Genomic DNA, 25,784 nt, shown 5'->3' with positions numbered 1-25,784 from the left:
ACTGAAGCGTAACCGCTGTCGAAAACTGCGTAACTCTTTGTTTACCAAGGAGTTTTCCGTTTCGACTGCGCCGGAAGTGGGGCGAATTATAGGCTTTCAGGATCTGCCGTCAACCCCTGATTATGCATTTCTATCAAGATCCTCAAAAACGCCGCTTATATATAGACGCGCCTGCAACGAATGCGCAGTATATTGCCCAACAATCAGCACTACACTCTCGTTTCCTTCTTTGGACGTTGCCACGCATGAATGACCAGCCCCGCAGCCTTGCCTCGACCCTGTTCTCGGTTGGCCTGCTATTAATAGCCATGGCATCGATCCAGTCTGGAGCCTCCCTGGCCAAAAGCATGTTTCCCATTGTGGGCGCTCAAGGGACCACTACCCTGCGCCTGGTTTTCGCCAGCGTGATCATGCTGCTGATACTGCGCCCATGGCGGGCAACGCTCACGGCAAAATCCCTGCGCACTGTCATTGTCTACGGGATGGCGTTGGGCGGTATGAACCTCCTCTTCTATATGTCCTTGCGCACCGTGCCCCTGGGTATCGCGGTGGCACTGGAGTTCACCGGCCCCTTGGCGGTTGCCATCTACGCCTCGCGACGTGCCATCGATTTTGTGTGGATCGCCTTGGCTGCCGTCGGCCTGATGTTGTTGATACCGACTGGAGCCACCTCCGCCAGTATCGACCTGGCAGGTGCCGGATATGCCTTGGGGGCGGGTGTCTGCTGGGCACTGTATATCCTGTTCGGGCAAAAAGCCGGTGCCGACAATGGCGTGCAGACCGCTGCGCTAGGGGTGATGATTGCCGCATTGTTCGTCGCTCCGATCGGCATCGTTCATGCGGGCGCCGCCCTGCTGACTCCGTCGCTGATCCCCATCGCCATTGGTGTCGCCTTGCTGTCCACCGCAGTGCCCTACACATTGGAGATGGTCGCCCTCACCCGCATGCCGGCCCGGACATTCGGCACGCTGATGAGCATTGAACCTGCTTTCGGCGCATTGTCCGGCCTGTTGTTCCTCCAGGAATACCTCTCTCTGTCACAGTGGCTGGCGATCCTGTGCATCATTCTGGCGTCCGTCGGCGCGACCATGACCATGGGCAATGCCGTCAAGCCTGCCGTCGTGGCAGATTGATATCGGATTGTGACGAAGGTCTGGTATTTACCGCGCAATTAGGCCATGTTTAGCCCCGTAACCCGGTGCCAGACATGGATTTTTCAGAAAGGGATATCGGAGACGCTTTCAGCGAAAGCGAATACAGCCAGACCCGGGCATCAAGATCCGGGGACGCTATAAGGACAGTAATGAAACGAATTTTGATACTGATCGCCGTACTGGCGGTTGCGGGCTGCGCAGCAACCTCGAAACCCACGATCAAACATGGCAAGAAAGGGCTGCATATCAACTGTTCCGGGCTGTCGTCCTCCTGGGACAAGTGCTACACCAGTGCAGTCAATTCGTGTGCACCCAAGGGTTACAAGGTCATCGCCAAGTCGGGGGACACGGTGGAAGAACCCGGCGATTACCCATTTGGTCTCAATCCTGCCGGCTACACCAGCCGCAGCATGATCGTCATCTGCAAATAGGCCGCCCTGGTCAGGTTCGCGGACCCGCGATCTGGCGACCAATCTCTTCATGACTGGATTTCAGCACCCTGCGCTGCAGATCCGCAGTGGCCAACATGCGCGCCACGACCAACGCACCGATACATTGCGAAAGGATCGCCCAAGCCAGGCTGTCACTCTCCAGGACCTGCGCCCAACTCTCCTGCAACTGACAAATCCAGTGCTCCGCCTGCCGGCGAATCGCGATATCCGAACGGGCAATTTCCGCACCCAGGGCGGGTAACGCACAGCCGGATCCCGGATGCTCGACATGGGCCATGGTCAGGTATTGCCTCAAGCAACGCTCGAGCTTGCCCCGGTCCTGGTCAGCCCCCAGCCGAGCCAGGCTTTGGCCCAACTCGCGCTCGACGATTGACGCGAACAGTTCATCCTTTGACGAAAAGTGGCTGTAGAAAGCCCCGCCACTCAAGCCGATCGCTTTCATCAAGCCGTCGACACCCACCGTCGAAAACCCGGATTGCTTGGCCGACACCGCACTGCTTTGCAGCAACTTCTCTTTGGTTTCCAGCTTGTGACTGGCCGAGTAACGCATTGCCTTGCCCTCAGAGTTGATCACCTTGACGCCTGCCCAATCGTAGCATAACGTTCGTTTAGTTAACGATCGTTTATCAATGAGAGCTGACCATGAACAATAAGAAGGTCGTACTGGTTGTCGGCGCAGGGGACGCCACTGGCGGTGCCATCGCCAAGCGTTTTGCCCGGGAAGGTTTTGTGGCCTGTGTCACTCGGCGCAGCGCGGACAAACTCCAGCCGCTGGTGGAAGCCATCCAGGCCAGTGGCGCACAAGCCCACGGATTCGCCTGCGATGCGCGCAAGGAGGAAGAGGTGATTGCGCTGGTCGAACAGATCGAAACCGAAATCGGGCCGATCGAAGCGTTCGTCTTCAACATCGGCGCCAATGTGCCGTGCAGCATTCTCGAAGAAACCGCCCGCAAGTATTTCAAGATCTGGGAAATGGCCTGCTTCTCAGGATTTCTCAACGGCCGTGAAGTGGCCAAGCGCATGGCCCAGCGTCAACGCGGCACTATCTTGTTCACCGGTGCCACCGCCGGCTTGCGCGGTGCGGCGGGGTTTGCGGCCTTCGCCGGGGCCAAACACGGGATTCGCGCGCTGGCCCAAAGCATGGCCCGGGAATTGGGCCCGATGAATATTCACGTCGCCCATGTCGTCGTCGACGGCGCCATCGATACGGACTTCATCCGTGACAGCTTTCCGGAGAAATACGCGACCAGGGAACAGGACGGCATCCTCAACCCCGAGCACATCGCCGAGAACTATTGGTACCTGCACAGCCAGCCCCGGGATGCCTGGACCTTCGAGCTGGACCTGCGTCCATGGAATGAGCGCTGGTAAGCCCTCCCCTACAATAATAAGCAGAGCACATCGACCATGAGCAAAACCCTGGAGTTCTTTTTCGACCTCGGCAGCCCCGCGACCTACCTGGCCTATACCCAACTGCCGAAAATCTGCGCCCAGACCGACAGTCGCTTGATCTACATTCCAATCCTGCTCGGTGGCGTGTTCAAAGCCACCGGCAATGCCTCCCCGGCGACCATCCCGGCCAAGGGCCGCTATATGTTTCAGGATCTGGACCGCTATGCCCGGCGCTACGGCGTGCCACTGAAGTTCAACCCGCACTTTCCCATCAATACCCTGATGCTCATGCGCGCCGTCACCGGCATGCAGCTACGCCATCCAGAACGCTTTCAGGCCTTCATCGACTGTCTGTTCCACGCCCTCTGGGTTGAAGGCCGTAGCCTCGATGACCTGGCAACGGTCGCCTCGGTGTTGACCCGCAACGGCTTCGATCCGGATGAAGTGCTGGCCCTGACCACCGATGAGGAAGTCAAAGCCACACTCAAGGACAATACCGAGAATGCCGTGCAACGGGGTGTATTCGGCGCACCGAGCATGTTTGTCGGTGATCAGTTGTTCTTTGGCCAGGACCGGCTGGAGTTCGTGCTTGAAGCCCTGAGTCAGGCCTAGACGAAATGAGCCAGGCGCTGGCAACAGCGCCTGGCTCATGCCGATCAGATAGCCGCGGTTCGGTTGTTCAACCACGCCAGGGCTGCACCGTCGAGCAACGGGCTCAGGCGTTCGCGTACCTCGGCGTGGTAAGCGTTGAACCACTGTTTTTCATCTTCGGTCAGCAACGACGGCTCCAGGCAGCGAGTGTCGATCGGGCACAGGGTCAGGGTTTCGAATTTCAGGAATTCACCGAATTCGCTCTTGCCCGCCTCGCGGTTCAATACCAGGTTCTCGATCCGCACGCCCCAGCGGCCCGGGCGGTAAGTGCCCGGCTCGATGGAGGTGATCATGCCGGGCTGCATCGCCGTTTGCGGCGCGGCTGCGGCCTGATAGGCGATGACCTGCGGACCTTCGTGCACATTGAGGAAATAGCCGACGCCATGACCGGTGCCATGACCGTAGTCGACGCTCTCGGCCCAGATCGGCGCGCGGGCGATGGCATCCAGCAAAGGCGACAGGATGCCTTTCGGAAATTGCGCCCGGGACAAGGCAATCACGCCTTTGAGTACCCGCGTGCAATCGCGCTTCTGCTCGTCCGTTGGCGTCCCGACCGGGACCATCCGCGTGATGTCGGTGGTGCCGCCCAGGTATTGGCCGCCGGAATCGATCAGCAACAGGCCGTCGCCCTCGATCACCGCGTGCTCTTCTTCGGTGGCGTGGTAGTGCGGCATCGCGCCATTGGCGTTGAATGCGGCAATGGTGTTGAAACTCAGCGACACATAACCCGGACGCCGGGTACGCGCGGCCGTCAGGTGTTCGTCGATGGTCAGTTCGGTAATGCGCTCACGGCCCCATGCCGACTCCAGCCAGGTGAAGAATTCGCACAGCGCCGCGCCGTCCTGTTCCATGGCCTGGCGAATGTGCTCGGCATCGGCAAGACTTTTCTGTGACTTGGCCAATGTCGTCGGGTTCAGGCCCTCGACCAGCTTCACCCCAGTGTCCAGATTGTCCAGCAAACCTGTCGTCACCCGCGCCGGATCAATTTGCAGGCTGGCGCCGCTTGGCACGGCCCGCAAGGCGTCGGCCACTTCGCTGTAGTCGCGCAGGGTCACACCGTCCTGTTCGAGGATTGCGCGCAGTTCGTTGTCGACCTTGCTCAGGGCGACGAACAAGGTGGCCTGCTGCTGGTTGATCAAGGCGAAGGAGACGAACACCGGATTGAACGACACATCACCGCCGCGCAGATTGAACAGCCAGGCGATGTCATCGAGGGTAGCGATGAAATGCCAGTCGGCACCGCGCTCCTTCAATACCGCGCGCAACCTGGCGAGCTTCTCGCCGCGGCTGACCGTAGCCTGCGGCGGCAAGTGTTGATAGATCGGCTCGTTCGGCAGGTTCGGGCGGTCGCGCCAGACTTCGCTCAACAGGTCGATGTCGGTACGCAGCCTGGCGCCGCGCTCCTGGAGCTTGCCGCCCAGGGTACGCGCCGAGGCCACGGCCATCACGGCGCCATCCACCGCGACGACGCCGCCTTCCGGGGTTTGCTCGGCCAGCCAGTCCAGCGGGCCGGGTTGACCCGGTTGCAGCTTGACCAGTTCGATGCCGCTGCCCTGAAGTTCCTTGCTCGCCTGTTCCCAGTACCGGCTGTCAGCCCAGATTCCGGCAAAGTCCCTGGTCACGATCAGTGTACCGACCGAGCCATGGAAGCCCGATAACCACTGCCGCCCCTGCCAATAGCCCGGCAGGTATTCCGACAGGTGCGGGTCGGCCGATGGCACCAGCAAAGCGTGAATGCCCTCCCGGCTCATCAGCTCGCGGGTGTGCGCCAGGCGCTCGGGCACCGATCCATCGATCGAAGGCTGCGTACTCATCGTGTCTCCTGCTAACCACTTCATCATTATTGTCGAGTGCCGATCGAAGCCGGCGCTTTATGGTTCTGTCGCCCAGAATGCCGGAGCACTGGCGCAGGCCGATTTGATCAGGTGTACCGCTTGATCGATATCCTGCTCGGAGGTGAAACGTCCCAAGCTCAAACGGATGGTACGGCTCGCCGAGCGGGCGTCGTGCCCCAGGGCCAGCAGCACATGGGAGGGAGCGTTGCTGGCGGAGTTACAGGCCGAGGTCGCGGAAAACGCGATCGAGGCGCTCAACGCCGCAGAGCTGAAGCCGCCTTCGTTGAAGGTCAGGCTCAGGGTATGGGGAATGCGTTGGCTCGGGCTGCCATTGAGGCGAACACCGGGAATGCCCAGCAAAGGTTCGAGCAGGCGTTCGCGCAGACGCTCGATCATGGCTTTTTCTTCATCGAACAATTGTCCCGCCAACGCGAAAGCCACGCCCATGGCGGCAATCTGGTGGGTCGCCAGCGTTCCGGAGCGCAACCCCCCTTCGTGACCGCCGCCGTGGATCTGCGCCTGCAGGCGCTGCTGCGCGCGCGGGCCGACGTACAAGGCACCGATGCCTTTGGGGCCATAAATCTTGTGGGCGGAAAACGACATCAGGTCCACCGGCCAATCGGCCAGATCAATCGCAACCTTGCCTGCCCCCTGTGCCGCGTCGACATGGAACAACGCACCGCGGGCACGCACGATTCGGCCGATGGCGGGGATGTCATTGACGGTGCCCAGTTCGTTGTTGACCAGCATCAGCGAGACCAGGAAGGTGTCGTCGCGCATCGCTTCGCTGACGGCTTGTGGGGTAATCAGGCCTTCGGCGTCAGGCACCAGATAGGTCACTGCGACTCCGGCCTCCTGCAATTGTTTCGCCGTATCGAGAATGGCCTTGTGTTCGATCTGGCTGGTAATGATGTGGCCGCCGCCAACGCCGCGAGCCTGGGCCACACCCTTCAGCGCCAGGTTGTTCGATTCGGTGGCGCCGGAGGTCCAGACGATCTGCTGCGCCTGGGCCCCGATCAGTTCCGCCACCTGAAGCCGCGCCTGCTCGACCGAATGCCGGGCCTGCTGGCCAAACGCATGGGAGCTGGAAGCCGGATTTCCGAAATTGCCATTGAAACCCAGGCATTCGATCATGACCTGGATGACCCGCTCATCCACCGGCGTGGTGGCGGCATAGTCGAAATACAGTGGACGTTTATTCATATAAGACTCGCAGAGCGTGTTCCGGGATCAGGAAGCTCGTTACCGAACGGTCAAGGTGCAGCCTCGTGAGCTGCGCCGATCGTCCGGAACCTTAGAAATACCTGATCGGAGGCCGTTAAAGAAGAACAACTTCATTTAAAAGTGCGTAGGAACGCTCCTGAAGTCGAGCTTAACAGGCATCGGGCCACCGGTTGAAGCAATGCGTCAGCCAAAACTTTCGAGCAAAATCGGATACAGCGAAGCCACCAGCAGCGCGGCCATGCCCCAATTGAACAGGCGCAACCAGCGGCGATCCTTCAGCACGTTGCGCAAAAGCGTGCCGCAAGCGGCCCAGACACTGACGCTCGGTAAGTTGATCAGGGCAAAGACCGCGGCAATCACAATCACATTGGTGAAGTAGCCCTGCAGGGGGGTGTAAGTGCTGATGGCGCCAATCGCCATGATCCAGGCCTTGGGGTTGACCCATTGAAACGCTGCGGCACCCAGGTAGCTGATCGGCTTCGCCTCGCCCCGCCCGGCATCGGAGACCGGTCCGGAATGGGCGATTTTCCAGGCCAGGTACAGCAAATACGCCGCGCCGATGTACCGGAGCACGGTATAGAGCAATGGATAGGTTTGAAACACGGCGCCCAGGCCGAAACCCACGGCCACGACCAGCACGAAGAAACCGCAGGTGATGCCAAGCATATGGGGAATGGTGCGGTTGAATCCGAAGTTCACGCCCGATGCCAGCAACATCGTGTTGTTGGGGCCGGGGGTGATTGAGGTAACCAGTGCAAACAGGGCGAAGCCCAGCAGCAGATCGAGCGAGAGTGTCATAGGTGGCGTTCCATCAGGTCAGTCAGATATTGACCCTATCGCACACTCTGCGCCAAACCCACGGACAGTTGGGTGAAAGTTCGAGCAGTACAGTCGCTCAGCTGGGCCGACCGTGAAGTTTAACGGCTCGTTCGGCGTTCATTTCGCCTTGCTTGTCGAAGCTGAACGACTTCTGCGGTTCGCCGAGCAGTTCGGCTTTTTTCGAGTGGTACTCATCGAAGGACAAGCCGCGACGATTCAAGGCCTCCAGCGCCAGCTCCTTGCTTTCTTCAGCGGTGTAGGGTCGCAGTTCCGGGGTAACATGGCTGGCACATCCGGCGAGAGCGGAAGCTGCGAGCAGCAGGAAAGTGGCGAGCAGGTGTTTCATGATCTGGCGTCCTGGCGTCTGGGTTCGGGCAATGAACACAGGCTACTCGCGCCACTGGACGGGCAGAAATCAACGCTCTCGATAGTGGGTATTGCAGTTTCGTCGACATACGGAAATTACGCTCGAGCCAACCCAACCAGATTGCAGTGCAGCGCATTGTCGTGGCTGCGCTCCAGACTGTGCAGCACCTGGAACGAGCCGAAGGTCACGGTTTTCGCCTGATGAGCGCGGATCAGTTGCCAAAAGTCCTGTTCGCCGCTCTCAAACCCCTGAAAGGCGGCTTCCCCGGCCTCGCGCGATTGCCATTGCAGATAATTGAGCACCCGCCGACCGTCGTCGCTGGCCTGGATACTGGCGTTCAGGAACCCTGGGTGGTGCTGGGCAAGACGTTCGGTTTGAGCCGCCAGCGCCGACACCAGCGCCAGTTGCTGATGGGGTTCGATCTCGAATTCGATCAGCTGGGTGAAGCTGCGGTTTTTCTCTGGCGCCTGCATGAATGGTCCCCATCTATAAGACGAATCTTGCGATCCGAAGGCCTGCAGGGTAAAACCTCTAGTTAACTAGAGGTCAAGGGCCATTTTTTAAATGATCAAATCGGAAAATCTGCATAAGGAACTCACGGTCGGCCAAGTGTCGGCGCGTAGCGGCGTGGCCGTCACCGCCTTGCACTTTTATGAATCCAGGGGGCTGATCAAAAGCAATCGCAATCAGGGCAACCAGCGGCGTTATCCGCGGGAAGTCTTGCGGCGAGTGGCATTGATCAAAGTCGCCCAGCGCTTGGGGATTCCATTGGCGGAGATCGGCCAGGCCTTGAAAGCCCTGCCGGACAACCGGGCGCCGACGGCGGCGGACTGGAAGGTATTGTCGGCAAGATGGAGCCGGGATCTGGATGAGCGGATCATTCAGCTGACGACGCTGCGGGACAAGCTGAACGGCTGCATAGGGTGCGGGTGTTTGTCGATGGAGGCGTGTCCCTTGCGTAATTTTGGTGATGTGTTGGGGGAGCAGGGTCCGGGGGCGCAACTTCTGGAATCGGCGCCAGGTTACAAATAGCGGGGTGGCTGTTGCGGGGTTCAGTGCTGCGAAGGCTGTGATTTTTTGTGAACTTGACGACGGTTGAAGATCAAAAATCAAGAGATCGTCCGAACGCGGGCCGAACCCTCTGCAGCGCCTACACTTGTTCGGCCGCAGACCGACGAAACCTCGTCAACTCACAACAAAAAAGGGAGAACCGTCATGAGTGTCAAACCCATTCCAGAGGGTTATCACAGCGTTACCCCGTATCTGGGCATTCAGAAAGCTGCCGAAGCCATCGACTTCTATAAAAAAGCCTTTGGGGCCACCGAAGTCATGCGCCTGTCCATGCCGGATGGTGGCATCGGCCACGCCGAACTGCGTATTGGCGATTGCCCGATCATGCTGGGCACGCCTTGCGATCAAGGGCCACTCAGCAATCCGGACACCTCGCCTTCCGTGGGGCTGCATCTGTACGTGAACGATGTGGATGCGTCCTTTAAACAGGCGATCGCGGCCGGCGGCACGGTGGTGTCCGAGGTCAAGGACCAGTTTTATGGCGACCGTTCGGGGACCTTGAAGGATCCCTACGGGCATCTGTGGTTCCTGGCTACGCACAAGGAGGACCTGACTCAGGAGCAGATCGAGCAGCGGGCCAGGGAAATGTTCCAGCAGGGCTGAAATCCTCGGTGCCTGGTCGGGCCTCTTCGCGGGCAAGCCGCGCTCCCACAGGTTTTGGTGTCGTTTGCAATGATCAAGAACGACAAAAAACCTGTGGGAGCGCGGCTTGCCCGCGATGGGGCCATCACCAACTCTGCATATTCCCCTGGACACCGCCTTTTGCCATTTTGGCTCGCGGCGGTGCGTCATCCCGATGCAAAATCAGCGTTGGCGGGAACGCGAAACATTTTCTTTCATATTCCCCTTCGGGATTTCCGATCCTCATTCGTCTTATATAGATGCAGTCGGGCCGCGCAGGCAAAAGCCACGGCCGGACCTTCCATGGACCTCAACGCCGGGAAGCCCGCAGCAGAGGCCCTCTCATCGAAACAAGACCTTTAATCATGTCGAAGAAATCCCGCTCAAAACTCTGGTTTCTGGTCCATAGCTGGCTGGCCCTGCCCATCTGGTTTTTCGTGCTGATCGTCTGCGTTACCGGCACCCTGGCGGTGGTCAGTCAGGAAATCGTCTGGCTGGCAAACCCGCAAATGCGCGCCAGCCAACCTTCAGACGATGCGCCGCTGCTCAGTTATGACCAGATCATCGCCGCCATCAAGAAGGCCGAACCCGATACCCTGGTCGAGTCCATCAGTCGACCCGACGAATCACACTTCGCCCTCGACGTGGAGGTCAGCTATCCCGACGGTCGTTCGGTGACGGTCTACGTCAACCCGTACAGCGGCGTGATCCAGGGCACGGCACCGCAATTCAATTTCAAGGCGTTTACCCGTGCACTGCATGGCTGGTGGCTGGTGCCGTTCACCAATGGTTACAGCTGGGGCTGGTACCTGGTGTCGTTCCTCAGCCTGCCGTTGCTCGCATCCCTGGTCACCGGACTGGTGGTCTACAAGCGCTTCTGGAAAGGCTTTTTCCGACCGACCCTGCGTATTCGCCACGGTGCACGGATCTTCTGGGGCGACTTTCACCGCCTCAGCGGCATCTGGTCGATCTGGTTTATCGCGGTGATTTCCGTCACCAGCACCTGGTTCCTGATCGAAGCCTTCCTGTTCGATAACCAGGTGTCGATTTCCACCGCGCCGGTGGCGCTGGTGGTCCAGCGCGAAAGCGTGCCGATGACCGCCGATGGCGCGCCGGCGCCGATGATCAGCCTGGAGACCGCGATTGCGCAGGCCAAGACCAGCATCCCCGGGCTGGAAGACAGCTTTGTCAGCCTGCCGGCCAATGCCTACAGCTACCTGTCGGTGGGGGGGCGCAGCTGGTATCCGCTGATATTCCAGACTGCCGAAATCAACCCGTACACCGGCGACGTCGGCGCCACCCGCCTGCTGTCGGACCGCTCGGGTCTGGAACTGGTCACCGAATCCATGCGGCCACTGCACACCGGCGATTTCGGTGGCCTCTGGATCAAGCTGATCTGGTTCTTCTTCGGTCTGATCCTGAGCATGATGGTCCTCAGCGGCCTGTTGATCTGGACCAAGCGCACCGCCCTGGCCACGGCCAACGCCCTCAAGCGCAGCAACAAATCCCCACGCAGCCAGACCGCTGCGGCCACCAGCCGTGAAACCACGGAGGTCAGCCAATGAGCCTGTTCGCCGCAGAAAAACCAGGTTCGAAACTGAGCCGTTTCTGGCACAAATGGCGCTTCCACATCAACGTCCTGCTGTTGCTGGTGCCACTGGGGTTCATGCCCAAGTACTTCGCCGATGCCGCACTGTTTCGCGGTGATACGGGCCTGGGCGAGCGGGAAGTCGGAGAGGTTCAGGTCGGGCCCTGGAGCCTGCGCCTGGCCGAATTGCGCAATGAGGCACCGAGGCTCGATGGCCCGGCCGGCTACATGAAGAACTTCAACGCGGCGCTGTGCGACAGCTGCCGCGATCAGGTCAAGGCGACTTACCTGCGCATCGGCAAGCCACGCAGCCTGCGCGCCGCCGGGGTGATTTTCTTCGGCACGCCATACCGCATGGGGGCGATGCTGCCGATCCCGGAGAAGACCAAGGCCGACGCCGAACTGTGGATCACCATGGAAGGCTGGGACGGCAGCATGCATCAGGCATCCATTGCACTGAGTCAGGCTTCCCCGGCCACCCTCGCCTGGCTGAATCAACAAGGAGGCAAACCATGATCAATCTTATCCGTCCTCTGAGCGCCGCATTACTGGTGTTTTGCGCCGGTTTCAGCGCCAGCGCCCTGGCCCACAACCCAATGTGCGAGTGCAAGGCCATCGACGCCGAGCAGATCCGGTGCACCGGCGGCTTTTCCGATGGCAGCGGTGCGCCGGGCGTAACCCTGGATGTGATCGGCTACGACGAAACCATCCTGGTGCCGGGCAAGCTCGGTGCCGATTCTACCCTGACCTTCAAGAAGCCCGGCGCCGAGTTCTACGTGCTGTTCGACGCCGGCCCCGGTCACGTGGTCGAGATCGACCAAGCGGATATCGAGGCCCCATGAGCACGCCAACCACCCACGTCGTCCGCCCGGCCGGAGCCGGTCATGAAACCCTGTATGTGCTGCTGCTGTGCCTGATGATCCTGGCGGTGGCCGGCTCGGTCGTCGCCTGGCGCCATGAATCCCAGGAAGTGAGCAACGTCAACAGCCATCAACTGGACGCCCGTCGCGACCTGAGCGCCTCCGAGCAAGGCATCTACGCCGACCTGCGGGTGACGCTGGACGAAATTCATCTGCTGCGCCAGGAACAGCAGACCTTGCCGACGCCTGAAGTCCTCGCCAATGAAGGCTTCGCGCCGTTTGCGAGGGACGCCAGCTCCGTCAGCCGTGGCGGCCATGCCTGGCAATTGCTCGAGGCCAGGGCCTACTTCGGCCAGAGCCAGGCGCCTGCGGTGGCCGGCTCGTTCCTGATGCGCCTGAGCGCTGGCGACAATGCGCCGGACATCTGGCTCAACCCCGGCGAAACCCTCGCGGCCCCGACCGACCTCACTGACGCCGCGCTCGAAAGCGCCGGCTGGCAGCAGATCGTCGCGCAATTCGATGCCGGCGTGACCCGCCAGCACCGACACTGAACCCTCGCCTTCACCCGAGAGAAGACCGCTTCCCCATGCCTAGTTCATCTCCACGCTCATTGCTGCGCCTGCTGCTGGTCGGCCTGCTCGCCTGCCTGCTGACACCCCTGGCCAGTGCCGACGAGGCCAAGCGGCTGCGCATCGGCATCACCCTCCACCCTTATTACAGTTATGTGGCGAACATCGTCGGCGACAAGGCCGAAGTCGTGCCGTTGATCCCGGCCGGTTTCAACCCGCATGCCTACGAGCCTCGTGCCGAAGACATCAAGCGCATCAGCGGCCTGGATGTGGTCGTGCTCAACGGTGTGGGTCATGACGACTTTGCCGACCGCATGATTGCCGCCAGCGAAACACCGAACGTCCCGGTGATCGAAGCCAACGAAAACGTACCTTTGCTGGCCGCTACCGGCGTTGCCGCCCGTGGTGCCGGCAAGGTCGTGAACCCGCATACTTTCCTGTCGATCAGCGCTTCGATAGCCCAGGTCAACAACATCGCCCGGGAACTGGGCAAGCTCGACCCCGCCAACGCCAAGACCTACACGCAGAACGCCCGCGCCTACGGCAAACGCCTGCGGCAGATGCGCGCCGACGCCCTGGCCAAACTGACCCAGGCGCCAAACGCCGAATTGCGGGTGGCTACGGTGCATGCGGCGTATGACTACCTGCTGCGCGAATTCGGCCTCGAAGTGACCGCCGTGGTCGAGCCGGCCCATGGCATCGAGCCGAGCCCGAGCCAGCTGAAAAAGACCATCGACCAATTGCGCGAACTGGACGTGAAAGTGATCTTCTCCGAGATGGATTTTCCATCGACTTACGTCGAAACCATCCAGCGTGAATCCGGGGTGAAGCTGTATCCGCTGTCGCACATTTCCTATGGCGAGTACACGGCTGACAAGTACGAAAAGGAAATGACCGGCAACCTCAACACCGTGGTCCGGGCGATTCAGGAGTCGGGGAAATGACGGCTAAAGAAACACTCAGCGAATCCCCTGTGGGAGCGGGCTTGCTCGCGAAGGCGTCCAGTCAGTCGACATCATCGCTAAATGAGATACCGCATTCGCGAGCAGGTCGAATCGTCGCACCGTCGCTCCCACAGGGTCTGGGGCCGACGCTGGATTTTGCGGAGGTCAGCCTGACCCTCGGCCGCACGACGATCCTTGACCAGGTCACCTTCCAGGTCCAGCCCGGCAGCGTGCATGCGCTGGTCGGCCCCAACGGGGGCGGCAAGAGTTCGCTGATCAAGACCCTGCTCGGGCAGATGCCGCATCAGGGTCGCTTGAGCCTGCAATGGCCGGGCACGCCCGGGACCATCGGCTATGTGCCGCAAGCACTGGAATTCGACCGCGGCCTGCCGATGACCGTTGACGACTTCATGGCCGCGATGTGCCAGCGGCGGCCGGCGTTCCTCGGTTTGAGCAAGCATTATGCGGCCGCGATCGGTGAAGCACTGGAGCGGGTCGGCATGCAGGACAAGCGCAAACGACGCATGGGCGCCTTGTCTGGTGGCGAACGCCAGCGCGTGTTGCTGGCTCAGGGGCTGATCCCGGCGCCGCAACTGCTGGTGCTGGATGAGCCGATGTCGGCTCTCGATGAAGCGGGCATCCAGGTGTTCGAACGGCTGCTCGGCGACTGGCGCCGCAGCGGCATCACCGTGCTGTGGATCGAGCATGACCTGGAAGCGGTCGGGCGTCTGGCCGATCGCGTCACCGGGCTCAATCGCCGGGTACTGTTCGATGCGGCACCGAAACAGGCACTGACGCCGGAACGCCTGCTGACCCTGTTCTCCACCCATCCACGGAGCCCTGCCTGATGAGTTACGAAGCCTTTCGCTTGATGGTCCAGGGCTGGGCCTCGTCGGGTTATCTGCCCGAGGCGCTGGCCTATGGATTCGTGGTCAATGCCTTGCTCGCCGGCTTGCTGATCGGGCCGGTGCTGGGTGGCCTGGGCACGCTGGTGGTGGTCAAGCGCTTCGCATTCTTCTCCGAAGCGGTGGGTCACGCGGCATTGACCGGCGTGGCCATCGGCATCCTGCTCGGGGAACCCTACACCGGACCTTACGGCAGCCTGTTCGGCTACTGCCTGCTGTTCGGCATCTTGCTCAACTACCTGCGCAACCGCACCGGCCTGGCGCCGGACACCTTGATCGGTGTGTTCCTCTCGGTGTCCCTGGCGCTGGGTGCCAGCCTGCTGCTGATTCTGGCCGGCAAGATCAACGTGCACATTCTGGAAAACGTGCTGTTCGGCTCGGTGTTGACGGTCAACGGCAATGACCTGCTGGTACTGGCCATTGTCGGTTCATTGGTCATGGCCCTGGCCTTGCCGCTGTACAACCGCATCATGCTCGCCAGTTTCAACCCGCAACTGGCGGCGGTGCGCGGTGTGGCGGTGAAGACCCTGGATTACCTGTTCGTGATTCTGGTGACCCTGATCACCGTGGCGGCGGTTAAAGTCATCGGCGCGATCCTGGTCGGCGCCCTGCTGGTGATTCCGGCGGCGGCGGCGCGGTTACTGAGCCAGTCATTGAAAGGATTTTTCTGGTGCTCGGTGCTGATCGCCACGGTCAGCACACTGTGCGGGATTCTCGCGCCGATTGTCTTCGACCTGCCGATCCCGTCCGGCGCCGCGATCATCCTGGTCGCCGGTATCGCCTTCGCCCTGGCCGCCATTGCCCGTGGCGTTGTCCCCAGCCTGAAAGGGAACCTTGGATAAATGTCTTTTTCTCTACGTCAATTGACCCTGGCCATAGCCCTGTGTGGGCTGGCCCATACATCCTTTGCGGCGGACGGCGCCAAACCGTTGCGGGTGCTGGCGTCCCTGCCGATTACTTACGGTCTGGGTGAAGTCCTGCTCAAGGGCACTGACATCAACCTTGAACGAGCGGCGCCGGCCAACCTGCCTGGCAGCCGTCAGACCGCCTACTTCACCGGACGTGGCGCGCCGGCGCTGGCCAGACTGGCGAGCGATGCCGATGCGGTCATCGGCCTGCGTTCACTCTGGGCGGATGATCCGCTGTACCCGATCTCCCGGCGCAGCAATATCCGTATCGTCGAAGTCGATGCCGCTCGCCCGGTGGACGGCGCCCTGCCCGGCATCGCCGTGCAGCCGGACAACAAGGTCGATGGGTTGAACAGCCAGCCGTGGTTTTCCAGCAACAACATGGGACGGATGGCGGACGTGATGGCGGCGGACCTGGCGCGCCTGGCGCCGGAGGCCAAGCCGAAGATCGAGGCCAACCTGGCAGCACTGAAACAGCGCTTGCTCAAGTTCAGCGCCGACAATGAGTCGCGCCTGGCCAGTGCCGATAATCTCAGTGTGATGAGCTTGAGCGAGCACTTCGGCTACCTGATCGGCGGGCTCAACCTGGAGCTGATCGGCGTCGATGCGCGGCCGGATGCCGAGTGGACACCTGAAGCGCTCAAGGCATTGGGCGCTACGCTGAAAGACAATGACGTGGCGGTGGTGTTGCATCATCGGCAGCCTTCGGACGCGGTGAAAGCGGTGATTGCCGAGGCCGGGAGTCGGTTGGTGGTGTTGAGCGTGGATGCGGCGGATCCGGTGGCGGAACTGGAGGGGAATGTGGATTTGGTGATCAAGGGGTTGAGCGGGGTGTAACATCAGTAATCCGGCCTGTGGGAGCGAGCTTGCTCGCGATGGACTAAAGAGCGCCACGTTTAGCCAATAAAAACGCGCTATCGTTAACGACCATCGCGAGCAAGCTCGCTCCTACAGGGGATTTGTGTCACGCCATCGATCCCATGTGGGAGCGAGACCGGCTTGCCGGCGAAGGCGGCTTGATAGGCAACACAAATCCCAGACCTGAAAAAGCCCGCTGACTGTCACCTCCAGCGGGCTTTTTTTGCATGACGACTCAGAGCGCCACAGCCGCCTGCTCTTCCATCTTCTGCCGCAGGCTCAAAGGCCGCATGTCGGTCCAGGTTTCCTCAATGTAGGCCAGGCATTCCTTTTTCAGGCCGCTCTTGCCCACGGTGCGCCAGCCGGCAGGCACAGCCTTGTAGTCGGGCCAGATCGAGTATTGCTCTTCGTGGTTGACCACGACCTGAAAGAGGATGTCCTCGCGGTCGAATACTGACGTCATGGTGTGTCTCCATCGCTGTAGGGGTGGGCTGCACTGCGTGCACAGCCGGTCTGTAGAAGGAACGTTCGAAGTGCCGGAAAATTTACAAGCCGGCAGTCGCGGCAGCCATGGCCCGACCGAAGATCTCGGCGACCCGGTCGATTTCGGCTGCGGTGATAACCAGCGGCGGCAAGAAGCGCACTACTCCACCGTGACGACCGCCGAGTTCGAGGATCAGCCCGCGCTTGAGGCATTCACGCTGCACCCGTGGCGCCAGGCGAACAAAGATCGGTGGGTGTCCCTGGACATCCGGCGCGCCGGCCGGATCGACCAGTTCGACGCCAAGCATCAGGCCGCGCCCGCGAATATCACCCAGTTGTGGAAAGTCGCGCTGCAGGATGCGCAGGTGTTCGCTCAACCGTTCGCCCATGGCGGTGGCGTGCTCGCAGATGCCGTGTTCGGTCAGGTAACGCATCACCGCGGAGCCCGCCGCCATCGCCATCTGGTTGCCGCGAAACGTTCCGGCATGGGCACCTGGCAGCCAGGTGTCGAGCCAGTCGCGATAAACCACCACCGCCAGCGGCAGGCTGCCGCCGATGGCTTTGGACAGCACCACCACATCCGGAATGATCCCGGCATGCTCGAAGGCGAACATCTTGCCGGTGCGGGCAAATCCGCTCTGGATCTCATCGACGATCAGCGCCACGCCAGCCTGTTCGGTAATCCGCCGCAGACCGCGCAACCAGTCGAGATCGGCCGGGATCACCCCGCCCTCGCCCTGCACCACCTCGACGATCACCGCCGCCGGCAACTGCACGCCGGCTTCCGGGTCATTGAGCAGGTTCTCCAGGTAATTGAGATTGACCTGCACCCCTTGCGCACCACCAAGACCGAATGGGCAGCGGTAATCGTAGGGGTACGGCATGAACTGCACGCCGTTACTCAGCAAGGCGCCCAAGGGTTTCTTCGGCCCCAGACTGCCCATCAGGCTCAGCGCGCCCTGGCTCATGCCGTGGTAACCGCCCTGAAACGACAGCACAGTGCTGCGGCCGGTGGCGGTGCGCACCAATTTCAGCGCGGCTTCCACTGCGTCGGTGCCGGTGGGGCCGCAGAACTGGATCTTTGCTTCAACGGCCAAGGCGCGTGGCAGCAGGCCGAATAGATCCTGGACAAACTGGTCCTTGACCGGGGTGGTCAGGTCAAGGGTGTGCAACGGCACCTCATCGCGCAGCACTTGCTGGATCGCTTCGATCACTACCGGGTGGTTATGCCCCAGTGCCAGCGTGCCAGCGCCGGCCAGGCAGTCGATGAACGTGCGACCTTCGACGTCCTCGACATAGATACCCTTGGCGCGCTTGAGCGCCAGGGGAATGCGTCGCGGGTAGCTGCGGGCGTTCGATTCCTGCTGGCTTTGTCGGGCCAGCAACGGCGATTCGTTGAACTGATAAAGCACCTCGGTCGGCGCCGGAGCGATCCGGGCCGGCTGATCTTCCACAAGGCTGGTAGCGACTGACATCTCTCGACCCCTAAAAAGGTTTTCCTGTTGTGGAAACGCATCAACGCCTCGGGGATTTAGCCCGCTGACCTGCTTTCATGAATGGGGCGACAGCCCCTTGTGCATGGGAATGGCGTGGAGACCTGCGACCGCTAAGGTCTGGGCGCACGGCCGGTAGCCCAGGTGCAGATAAAAGGATTCGCTGGTACGCGTACTGTAGAGCCGGGCCTGGCTCAAACCCCGGCCGATCAGCCAGCCCTCGAGGTCGCGCACCAGCGCTCGGCCGGCGCCCCGGCGAAACCATTCAGGTTGCACGTAACAGAAGGCAACCTTGCCGCTGATCTGCGCCATGGCGACGCCGACCGGTTTGTCCTGCAACAGGGCGATGTTCAGGTACAACCGTTGGTCGGCCAGCCACTGCAACACGTGGTCGATGGTTTTGTTATGGGTCCAGTTGGCGACCGTTCGCGGGTTGTTGCGGTGGTCGAGCGCACAACCGACGCGGATGGAGCGATCGACGATGCGGCTGATGATGCCGGCGTCGGCGGGGGTTGCCTTGCAGATGAGTATCGATGCATCCATGGCGCTGTTACCTCAATCCATTGAGTCAAAGCTGGCAGGGACGATAACGCCGGCGGGCGCTCGAATGCCAATGGAGAGGCGTTACATTTGATGAGCGACGCAGATCCCATGTAGGAGCCGGCTTGCCGGCGAAGGCGGCGTGTGAGGCGCCATTGATGGTGCGGGTGATGGCCTCTTCGCTGCGATGCGGCGACCCGACAAGCCAGCTCCTACAGGGGTTTTGTGGTGTTGGTCAGACGGGTTGCAGCGGCATGGTCAGTTCTACACGCAACCCATCCGGTCGGCTGTCGAAATGCAGAGTACAACCGCAGCGCTGGACGATGGCCTGGACAATCGCCAGTCCCAGGCCACAGCCGGTGCTCTGACCGTTGCGCCAGAAACGCTGGGTCAGGTGTTGCAAATCATCTTCGGCAATGCCCGGCCCATGGTCGCGCACCACAAACTGCACATGATCACCGGTGGTCTCCAGACTCAGCTCCACAGGCCCGTCATTGGGGGTGTGACGCAAGGCGTTGTCCAGCAGGTTGCGCAGCGCCGCGATGGACAATACGGCCGGCATTTGCACCGGGGCATGAGAGATCTTCGGCGGCACCAGGAATCTGATCCGTTGGCGATCACCGCTGGCGGCATCCTGAATCGCCAGTTTAGCCACTTGCTCAGCGCTGCACTGCGCGCCGTCATCGAACGACAGACTGCCCTCGACCCGCGCCAGCAGCAGCAATTGCTCAAGGGTCCGATGCAGGCGATCGGCGCCTTCTTCGGCCCGGGCCAGGGACTGGTCACGGGCTGCGCCTTCGGTCATGCGCGCCACTTGCAAGTGGGTCTTGATCGCCGTCAGCGGGCTGCGCAACTCGTGGGCCGCGTCACCGGTCAGGCGGCGCTCGCGCTCGATGGTCTTGCCGATCCGCTGCAACAGCTGGTTCTGGGTATCGAACAAGGGTTGCAGTTCACTGGGCAACGGCTGGATCTGCAACGGCTCCAGGGAATCGGCGCTGCGCCGTTTCAAGGCGTCACGCATCCGGTTGAGCGGTGCCAGCCCCTGACCGATGCCGAGCCAGAGCAGGCACAGGCAGCCAAGCAACGCCACGCCTACCGGCACCGAAGCGGCCAGCAGGATCGACATGTTCAGGGCTTCGCGCTCGATCTGCCGATCGGCCGTGGTGATGCGCAGATCGCCGCGGGCCAGGGTGAAACTGCGCCACGGCGCACCGTCGATCATTTGATCGTGGAAGCCCATCTTCTCGGCTTCCAGGGTTTGTTGTGGGTCGGAGTGACTGCGGGCGAGGATTTCGCCGCGCAACGAACTGACCTGACACGCCATGCCGCCGGGAATTGTCAGTTGTTCGGCGCTGAAATGGGTGCCCTCGCCCTTGCTCGGCAACGCCGGCAGTTGCTCCATCAGCCCGGCGACCATGCGCGCCGATGCCACCAGCCGCTGGTCGAGGGAAAACATCATTTGATTGCGCAAGTCGCTGAGCATCCAGGCCGCCGCCAAGGCCCAAATCAGCGTAAAAGCGGCGCCTAACGTAAGGCTCAGGCGCAAACGCAGGCTCATCACTTCGATTGATCTCCGCCATCCGCCGGCCCCAGGCGATAACCCAGGCCGCGCACCGTTTCGACGATACCGTTACCGAGTTTGCGCCGCAGGTGATGGATGTGCACGTTGAGGGCGTTACTTTCCAGTTCATCGTTGAACCCGTAGACACTGTCCTTCAGTTGCTCGGTGGACAGCACCCGGCCACGGTTATGCAGCAAGGCCTGCAATAATGCCTGCTCACGACGCGACAGGTCCACCGGCTGGCCGCCGAGGATGGTTTCGCGACTGCTCGGATCGTACGTCAGCGCGCCGTGCTCGATCAGGTTGACGCTGCGCCCGGCCACCCGGCGTAACAAGGTGTACAGACGAGCCGCCAGTTCGCGCAGATCGAAGGGTTTAAGCAGGTAATCGTCGGCACCGGCCTGCAAACCGTCGACCCGGTCGGTCACCGAATCCCGGGCGGTGAGGATCAGCACCGGAATTTCGAGGCCACTGTGTCGCAACTGCTGCAACAGCTTCAAGCCGTCTTCATCAGGAAGGCCGAGATCGAGCACCATGACATCGAATTCGGCGACCTTGAGCATCGCCCGGGCCGCCGAGGCGGTGGCCACATGCTCCACTGTCAGGCCCTGAGCGGTCAGGCCGGCGACGATGCCGCTGGCGATCAGCTCATCGTCTTCGCAAACCAGTACGTGCATGGGAGCTCCCTGAGCAAAAACACGAGTGGAACAGATGAGGATTAAGGCCAAATTATGACGAGTGCTTCGACGAAGGAAAAGCGACTTCGTGACGTTGTGCTGCCGCTCCAGTTCGCCAACAATTACCCCAACAATTACCGACCCGGTTTACATTTATATAACCGATTCCCGGTAACAGTAATTCCGTGTCTAAAATTGACACATACAAACCATTCTGGATATCAAGATAAGTCATTAATATAAAACCAGCAAACAGCAAGACTGATACAGCCACAAACCGAATAAAACGGCACCACAAGAAGACATTGAAAATTCAACTGAAAGGACTCAATCATGAAAACCTTAAAAAACTTTGTCGCCGTCGACTGGCGTTCGGGAAAAGATAAAATTTACTTCTTCTTCAAGGATGACAATACGTACAGCCGATTCTATATGGGTGACAACGACACACCCGACAAGTACCCCACGCCGGTCAATTACGGTAACTGGCACGACTTTCACAAGCACGTCAAAAACCTGCGATTTGGCTTCACGACACGGCATATTGAACCTGAACATTCGAATAACGGCGACCAGGACCATCTCTGGTTATTCTATTATGATGGATCAACGCCAATGGTCTGCAAGTATGATCAAGACGAAGATAAAGTAGTCTACCACCGCCCGGTACAGAGGACCCTATGGCATGAAATTGTTCCATATTTCAAAAACATCATTGCAGGCACATGGTGGGAGGACCCATTATTTGACTTCAACACATTCCGTTTTCTCATGAACAACGGTCAATCAATGCGCATTAAATTTGCAGCCCGACTCTCTCATGCTGGAAGGGTGAAGATCGAACCCATCAACGACACGACATGGCCTGGCCTGGCGCCTTACCAGCATCGAATGATAACAGCCGCACAAAACGATCGGACGCTGCGCGACAGCCATCTCTATATTTTCTTGACAGACAACGAATATATCACCTACAACATCCCGGAAAACAAAGTCGCTGATGGCCCGACGAAAGTCAGTGAGAGCTCCTGGGCCAGCCTTTTACGCGATCCAGAACCTGAACCAGTGATAAGCGATGAAATTCTGGCTCTAGTGAATTTCGGAGTGGCCTCGAGTTCCCGTCCCTTTAAAAAATGACAACACGTACAGTCGATTCAACATTGCTGACAACGCAACACTCGATGAGCACCCTATTGCCAGTCAATTACGACAACGGGTATGACTGCCACTCACTGCCTGAGGACGCCTGGCCCGGACTGTTACGCGACTGAGCTTCCCAAGCCCCTGGCAGCATTGCGCGGCGGTTAATCACTGGTTAATCGCCGCCCGACATTGTGCACCTCAATTGCACAGGGACAAGGCTTACCCATATGCGTCGACTGTTTCTATTTTTCGTTCTCCTGATCTCGGGCCTGGCCCAGGCGGGGACCAATCCGTTCGATACCAAACCTGATTTTCTTCCCGTCGGTAAGGCGTTCGTTTTCACATCCGAGCGCCTGGAATCCGGTGAAACCCAGCTCTATTGGCAGATCGCCGATGGCTACTACCTGTACCAGCAACGCCTCAAATTCGACGGGTTGCCCGCAGAACACAAACCCGTGCTGCCCCAGGGCGAATCCCATAGCGACGAGTTCTTTGGCGAACAGCAGGTCTACCGCCAGGGTCTGGAGCTGAAGATTCCAGAGGGGGCAACGGGTCAGATCAAGGTGGGCTTCCAGGGGTGTGCCGATGCCGGTTTGTGTTATCCACCTCAAACCCAGCTTGTTGATCTGGGTGGCAAAGCGGCTACTTCAACAGCTGCAGCAGGGGCTGTCGAAGCGCCGGATCAAGCCTTGGCCAGCGGCCTGCAACAGCGGGCACTGGGCTGGAGCCTGTTGGTGTTCTTCGGTTTGGGACTGATGCTGGCCTTCACCCCTTGCACCTTGCCTATGCTGCCAATCCTCGCCGGCTTGATCGTTGGCAGTGGCGCCTCACCTAAACGTGGTTTCGCCTTGGCCAGCAGCTATGTCATCTGCATGGCGCTGGTGTATGCGGCCATGGGCGTACTCGCTGCAATGCTTGGCGCGAACCTTCAGGCGCTGCTGCAGAATCCCTGGCTGTTGGGCACTTTTGCCGCCGTGTTTGTGCTGCTGGCATTGCCGATGTTTGGCTTCTTCGAGTTGCAACTGCCGGTCGCCGTGCGTGATCGCCTGGAGAATGTCTCGCGCAATCAGCGCGGTGGCAGCCTGATTGGTGCGGGCGTCCTGGGGGCCGTGTCCGGTTTGCTGGTCGGCCCGTGCATGACCGCTCCATTGGCCGGCGCTCTGCTCTATATCGCGCAAAGCGGTAACGCGCTGCACGGCGGGCTGATCCTGTTCGCCATGGGCATCGGTATCGGCGTGCCGCTGTTGTTGCTGGTCACTGTCGGCAATCGCTTCCTGCCCAAACCCGGCGCCTGGATGAATCTGCTTAAAGGCGTGTTCGGCTTCCTGTTTCTCGCCACCGCGCTACTGCTGGTACGCCCGGTGCTGGATGAATCCCTGTGGGTCGGCATGTGCGGTGCCTTGTTGTTGATCGCGGCCTACAGTGCCTGGAAACAATCGGAAGGCTTCGGTCGCGTCGCCCACCTGTTTGGCGCCAGTTCGATATTGCTGGGCTTGTGGGGCAGCCTGTTGGTGATCGGTGCCGCAGGCGGCAGCGATGACCTGTACAAGCCATTGCAGGTCTACAGCGCTTCGAACTCAGGCAGTGCCACAAATGCTGTCGGCCATGATGCCTTCATCACCATCAAGGACCCTGACGCATTGCAACGGGAACTTGACGCGGCCAAGGCTCAAGGCCAATGGGTGCTGCTGGACTACTACGCCGACTGGTGCGTGTCGTGCAAAATCATGGAAAAGCAGGTGTTCGGCAAAGCCCATGTGCTGCAAGCCTTGAGCGATGTGCGCTTGCTACGGCTGGACGTCACCGCCGACGATGCCGCCAGCCGCGAATTGCTCGCCCGCTATAAAGTGCCGGGACCACCAAGCCTGCTGTGGATCGGCGCCGACGGCATCGAGCGCCGCAGCCAGCGCATCACCGGCGAGGTCGATGCCGACACCTTCCTGCAACGTTGGACCACTACCCGAGACGCCCGTTAATGCTGACTTTCACCCTCGGCACCTTTGCCATTGCGCTTAATCACCTGCTGCTGATCAGTGCCTTTGCGCTGGCGACCTTTGTCGGCTGGCGGGTGGCCAAGCGCGGCGGCGAGAATCCCGAGTCAGCGCTGTTCAGCCTGTTCCTGCTGGGCATGCTGGCGGCGCGAGTGGGTTTTGTCGCCCGTTACTGGACCCATTATCGGGACGATCCGTGGCAGATGATCGACCTGCGCGACGGCGGTTTCCTGGCCTGGCCGGGGGTGATCGTGCTGCTGCTCGCTGCCTTGTACCGAGGCTGGCGTCGCCCCGGCTTGCGCCGCCCCCTGGGATTTGGCGTGGCCAGCGGTCTGGCATTCTGGCTGCTGGCGACGTTTTCCCTGACGATTTACGAGCAAGGCACACGCCTGCCGGAAATCACCCTGCGCAATGCCGCGGGTGAAACCGTGCAACTGGCCGACTACAAGGGCGGCCCGCTGGTGATCAATCTCTGGGCCACCTGGTGCCCGCCCTGTCGCCGGGAGATGCCGGTGCTGGAAGACGCACAACACCAGCGCCCGGACCTGACCTTTCTATTCGTCAACCAGGCCGAAAGCATGCAAAGCGTCAGCACCTATCTGGAAACCCAGGGCCTGAGCCTGTCCAACGTCCTGTTCGATGGCGGCGGCCGATTGGGCCAGGCCGTCGGTTCCATGGCATTGCCGACTACGCTGTTCTATAGCCCCGAAGGTCGCTTGCTGGGCAGCCATCTGGGAGAGCTGTCGGAAGCCAGCCTGGCTCGCGCCCTGGAAAGCTTCGATACCACTAATCCAGTCACACCAGCCACTTCTTCAAGGAAACCGCCATGCCCCGCCTCCGCCACCTGTTGACACTGGCCCTGGGTGCCACCCTGCTGCACCTGCCGTCGGTGCAGGCTGCCGAAGAACTGCCAGAAGCGATCAAAAAGATCGAAGCCAAAGGTGCGAAAATCGTCGGTCAATTCGATGCCCCCGACGGGTTGCGCGGCTATGCGGCACAGTATCAGAACCGGGGCATGGCACTGTACCTGACCCCGGATGGCAAGCATGTCCTGCTGGGCAACCTGTATGACGCCGAGGGCAATGACCTGAGCAGCGCGCCGTTGCAGAAGCTGGTTTACGCACCGATGGCGAAAGAAATCTGGGGCAAAATGGAAACCAGCCACTGGATCGCCGACGGCAAAAAAGACGCACCGCGGGTCGTCTACATGTTCAGCGATCCGAACTGCCCTTACTGCAATATGTTCTGGGAACAGGCGCGGCCGTGGGTGAATGCCGGCAAGGTGCAGTTGCGCCACATCATGGTCGGCATCATCCGCGAGGACAGCCCGGGTAAATCGGCGGCGCTGCTGGCTGCCAAGGACCCGCAGAAAGCCTTGCAAGAGCATGAAGGCGCCGGCAAGGGCAGCTCGCTCAAGGCCCTGAAAGACGTGCCGCCGGCGATTCAGGCGAAGCTGGCGGCGAACATGCAGTTGATGGAAGAGCTGGAGTTGTCTGCGACACCGGCGATTTTCTATATGGATGACAAGGGTGAGTTGCAACAGCAGCAAGGCGCGCCGTCGCCGGACAAACTGGTGAAGATTCTCGGGCCCAAGTAGGAGCGAGCTTGCTCGCGATGGTCGTCAACGATAACGCGTTCTTTCAGGATGCACGCGTTGTCCTTGCGTTTTTCGCGAGCA

The 25,784-nt window shown here is 60.5% G+C and carries 30 protein-coding genes; 19 read left to right on the top strand and 11 right to left on the bottom strand.

The annotated features are described in order from the left end of the window. From J2W17_RS08815 to J2W17_RS08805, 3 genes are all read left to right on the top strand, one after another. Positions 1-253: hypothetical protein (locus J2W17_RS08815; RefSeq protein WP_307332376.1), on the top strand; the 253-nt coding region annotated here is incomplete at its 5' end. Beyond that, entirely contained in the window at positions 246-1,133 is an 888-nt protein-coding gene (gene rhtA / locus J2W17_RS08810) for a threonine/homoserine exporter RhtA (protein ID WP_307332373.1), read from the top strand. The genes J2W17_RS08815 and rhtA, both read left to right, overlap by 8 nt. Before the next feature lie 170 nt (positions 1,134-1,303). Then, on the top strand, positions 1,304-1,585 hold the full coding sequence (locus tag J2W17_RS08805) for a hypothetical protein (RefSeq protein ID WP_307332417.1): 282 nt from the start codon (positions 1,304-1,306) through the stop codon (positions 1,583-1,585). A 10-nt stretch (positions 1,586-1,595) separates the two neighbouring features. On the opposite strand, the gene J2W17_RS08800 is transcribed toward J2W17_RS08805, so the two are convergent. Beyond that, positions 1,596-2,156 (bottom strand): TetR/AcrR family transcriptional regulator, encoded by a 561-nt coding sequence (locus J2W17_RS08800; protein WP_307332414.1) that lies wholly within the window; start codon positions 2,154-2,156, stop codon positions 1,596-1,598. Positions 2,157-2,248: 92 nt separating this feature from the next. Here J2W17_RS08800 and J2W17_RS08795 point away from each other — a divergent pair, with 92 nt between their 5' ends. Both J2W17_RS08795 and J2W17_RS08790 read left to right on the top strand, forming a co-directional pair. After that, a complete protein-coding gene (locus tag J2W17_RS08795) occupies positions 2,249-2,977 on the top strand; it encodes an SDR family oxidoreductase (RefSeq protein WP_307332370.1) in 729 nt (242 codons plus the stop codon). A 36-nt stretch (positions 2,978-3,013) separates the two neighbouring features. Beyond that, positions 3,014-3,610, top strand: coding sequence for a 2-hydroxychromene-2-carboxylate isomerase (locus J2W17_RS08790; protein WP_307332367.1), 597 nt, complete (start codon positions 3,014-3,016; stop codon positions 3,608-3,610). Between the two features lie 44 nt (positions 3,611-3,654). On the opposite strand, the gene J2W17_RS08785 is transcribed toward J2W17_RS08790, so the two are convergent. The 5 genes from J2W17_RS08785 to J2W17_RS08765 form a co-directional block, all read right to left on the bottom strand. Further along, positions 3,655-5,463: an aminopeptidase P family protein gene (locus J2W17_RS08785; protein ID WP_307332364.1), complete on the bottom strand. Its 1,809-nt coding sequence runs from the start codon at positions 5,461-5,463 to the stop codon at positions 3,655-3,657. A 57-nt stretch (positions 5,464-5,520) separates the two neighbouring features. Beyond that, positions 5,521-6,687, bottom strand: a complete 1,167-nt coding sequence (locus tag J2W17_RS08780) for an aminotransferase class V-fold PLP-dependent enzyme (RefSeq protein ID WP_307332360.1) — start codon at positions 6,685-6,687, stop codon at positions 5,521-5,523. A gap of 204 nt (positions 6,688-6,891) precedes the next feature. Beyond that, positions 6,892-7,506 carry a LysE family translocator gene (locus tag J2W17_RS08775; RefSeq protein ID WP_307332357.1) on the bottom strand — a complete coding sequence of 205 codons (615 nt, stop codon included), beginning with the start codon at positions 7,504-7,506 and terminating at the stop codon, positions 6,892-6,894. A 97-nt stretch (positions 7,507-7,603) separates the two neighbouring features. Next, positions 7,604-7,873, bottom strand: a complete 270-nt coding sequence (locus tag J2W17_RS08770; protein WP_307332354.1) for a hypothetical protein — start codon at positions 7,871-7,873, stop codon at positions 7,604-7,606. 116 nt (positions 7,874-7,989) lie between these two features. Then, positions 7,990-8,367, bottom strand: a complete 378-nt coding sequence (locus J2W17_RS08765) for an antibiotic biosynthesis monooxygenase (RefSeq protein WP_307332350.1) — start codon at positions 8,365-8,367, stop codon at positions 7,990-7,992. A 91-nt stretch (positions 8,368-8,458) separates the two neighbouring features. Between J2W17_RS08765 and soxR the strand changes: the two genes are divergently transcribed. The 10 genes from soxR to J2W17_RS08715 all read left to right on the top strand — a co-directional run bounded on the left by soxR (position 8,459) and on the right by J2W17_RS08715 (position 16,197). After that, the gene (gene soxR, locus J2W17_RS08760) at positions 8,459-8,926 is read left to right on the top strand and encodes a redox-sensitive transcriptional activator SoxR (protein ID WP_307332347.1); all 468 of its coding nucleotides are present in this window, start codon (positions 8,459-8,461) and stop codon (positions 8,924-8,926) included. 183 nt (positions 8,927-9,109) lie between these two features. Next, positions 9,110-9,568 (top strand): VOC family protein, encoded by a 459-nt coding sequence (locus J2W17_RS08755; RefSeq protein WP_307332344.1) that lies wholly within the window; start codon positions 9,110-9,112, stop codon positions 9,566-9,568. A gap of 383 nt (positions 9,569-9,951) precedes the next feature. After that, positions 9,952-11,151, top strand: coding sequence for a PepSY-associated TM helix domain-containing protein (locus tag J2W17_RS08750; protein ID WP_307332341.1), 1,200 nt, complete (start codon positions 9,952-9,954; stop codon positions 11,149-11,151). Continuing rightward, a complete protein-coding gene (locus J2W17_RS08745) occupies positions 11,148-11,690 on the top strand; it encodes a thiamine pyrophosphate-binding protein (protein ID WP_307332338.1) in 543 nt (180 codons plus the stop codon). The genes J2W17_RS08750 and J2W17_RS08745 overlap by 4 nt, the downstream gene beginning before the upstream one ends. Next, on the top strand, positions 11,687-12,016 hold the full coding sequence (locus tag J2W17_RS08740; RefSeq protein WP_307332335.1) for a hypothetical protein: 330 nt from the start codon (positions 11,687-11,689) through the stop codon (positions 12,014-12,016). The genes J2W17_RS08745 and J2W17_RS08740 overlap by 4 nt, the downstream gene beginning before the upstream one ends. Further along, positions 12,013-12,585 carry a DUF6162 family protein gene (locus J2W17_RS08735; protein WP_307332331.1) on the top strand — a complete coding sequence of 191 codons (573 nt, stop codon included), beginning with the start codon at positions 12,013-12,015 and terminating at the stop codon, positions 12,583-12,585. The genes J2W17_RS08740 and J2W17_RS08735 overlap by 4 nt, the downstream gene beginning before the upstream one ends. Positions 12,586-12,620: 35 nt before the next feature. Then, on the top strand, positions 12,621-13,547 hold the full coding sequence (locus J2W17_RS08730; RefSeq protein WP_154853855.1) for a metal ABC transporter substrate-binding protein: 927 nt from the start codon (positions 12,621-12,623) through the stop codon (positions 13,545-13,547). Then, on the top strand, positions 13,544-14,395 hold the full coding sequence (locus J2W17_RS08725; RefSeq protein WP_307332326.1) for a metal ABC transporter ATP-binding protein: 852 nt from the start codon (positions 13,544-13,546) through the stop codon (positions 14,393-14,395). The genes J2W17_RS08730 and J2W17_RS08725 overlap by 4 nt, the downstream gene beginning before the upstream one ends. Then, on the top strand, positions 14,395-15,294 hold the full coding sequence (locus tag J2W17_RS08720; protein ID WP_003226663.1) for a metal ABC transporter permease: 900 nt from the start codon (positions 14,395-14,397) through the stop codon (positions 15,292-15,294). The genes J2W17_RS08725 and J2W17_RS08720 overlap by 1 nt, the downstream gene beginning before the upstream one ends. After that, on the top strand, positions 15,295-16,197 hold the full coding sequence (locus J2W17_RS08715) for a metal ABC transporter substrate-binding protein (RefSeq protein ID WP_307332313.1): 903 nt from the start codon (positions 15,295-15,297) through the stop codon (positions 16,195-16,197). Positions 16,198-16,453: 256 nt separating this feature from the next. Here the strand turns inward: J2W17_RS08715 and J2W17_RS08710 are convergent, their stop codons facing one another. The 5 genes from J2W17_RS08710 to J2W17_RS08690 form a co-directional block, all read right to left on the bottom strand. Next, entirely contained in the window at positions 16,454-16,681 is a 228-nt protein-coding gene (locus tag J2W17_RS08710) for an MbtH family protein (protein WP_150748648.1), read from the bottom strand. 82 nt (positions 16,682-16,763) lie between these two features. Next, positions 16,764-18,176 (bottom strand): aspartate aminotransferase family protein, encoded by a 1,413-nt coding sequence (locus tag J2W17_RS08705; protein WP_307332308.1) that lies wholly within the window; start codon positions 18,174-18,176, stop codon positions 16,764-16,766. A 75-nt stretch (positions 18,177-18,251) separates the two neighbouring features. Then, entirely contained in the window at positions 18,252-18,737 is a 486-nt protein-coding gene (locus J2W17_RS08700) for a GNAT family N-acetyltransferase (protein WP_307332305.1), read from the bottom strand. A 232-nt stretch (positions 18,738-18,969) separates the two neighbouring features. Further along, positions 18,970-20,295, bottom strand: coding sequence for an ATP-binding protein (locus tag J2W17_RS08695; RefSeq protein WP_307332302.1), 1,326 nt, complete (start codon positions 20,293-20,295; stop codon positions 18,970-18,972). Then, positions 20,292-20,972, bottom strand: coding sequence for a response regulator (locus tag J2W17_RS08690; RefSeq protein ID WP_307332299.1), 681 nt, complete (start codon positions 20,970-20,972; stop codon positions 20,292-20,294). The genes J2W17_RS08695 and J2W17_RS08690 overlap by 4 nt, the downstream gene beginning before the upstream one ends. A 333-nt stretch (positions 20,973-21,305) precedes the next feature. Between J2W17_RS08690 and J2W17_RS08685 the strand changes: the two genes are divergently transcribed. The 4 genes from J2W17_RS08685 to dsbG all read left to right on the top strand — a co-directional run bounded on the left by J2W17_RS08685 (position 21,306) and on the right by dsbG (position 25,703). Then, complete coding sequence (locus tag J2W17_RS08685; RefSeq protein WP_307332296.1) at positions 21,306-22,109, top strand: hypothetical protein; 804 nt, start codon at positions 21,306-21,308, stop codon at positions 22,107-22,109. Positions 22,110-22,342: 233 nt separating this feature from the next. Further along, positions 22,343-24,091 carry a protein-disulfide reductase DsbD gene (dsbD, locus tag J2W17_RS08680; RefSeq protein WP_307332291.1) on the top strand — a complete coding sequence of 583 codons (1,749 nt, stop codon included), beginning with the start codon at positions 22,343-22,345 and terminating at the stop codon, positions 24,089-24,091. Next, a complete protein-coding gene (locus J2W17_RS08675; RefSeq protein WP_307332289.1) occupies positions 24,091-24,957 on the top strand; it encodes a TlpA disulfide reductase family protein in 867 nt (288 codons plus the stop codon). The genes dsbD and J2W17_RS08675 overlap by 1 nt, the downstream gene beginning before the upstream one ends. Beyond that, a complete protein-coding gene (gene dsbG / locus J2W17_RS08670) occupies positions 24,933-25,703 on the top strand; it encodes a thiol:disulfide interchange protein DsbG (protein ID WP_307332285.1) in 771 nt (256 codons plus the stop codon). The genes J2W17_RS08675 and dsbG overlap by 25 nt, the downstream gene beginning before the upstream one ends. The last annotated feature ends 81 nt before the right edge of the window (positions 25,704-25,784 follow it).

This window comes from Pseudomonas lini (assembly GCF_030812475.1).
GTDB classification, from domain to species: Bacteria; Pseudomonadota; Gammaproteobacteria; order Pseudomonadales; family Pseudomonadaceae; genus Aquipseudomonas; species Aquipseudomonas lini_A.
The sequence above is the reverse complement of the archived record's forward strand: the minus strand, read 5'-3'. Positions and strand labels throughout refer to the sequence as shown.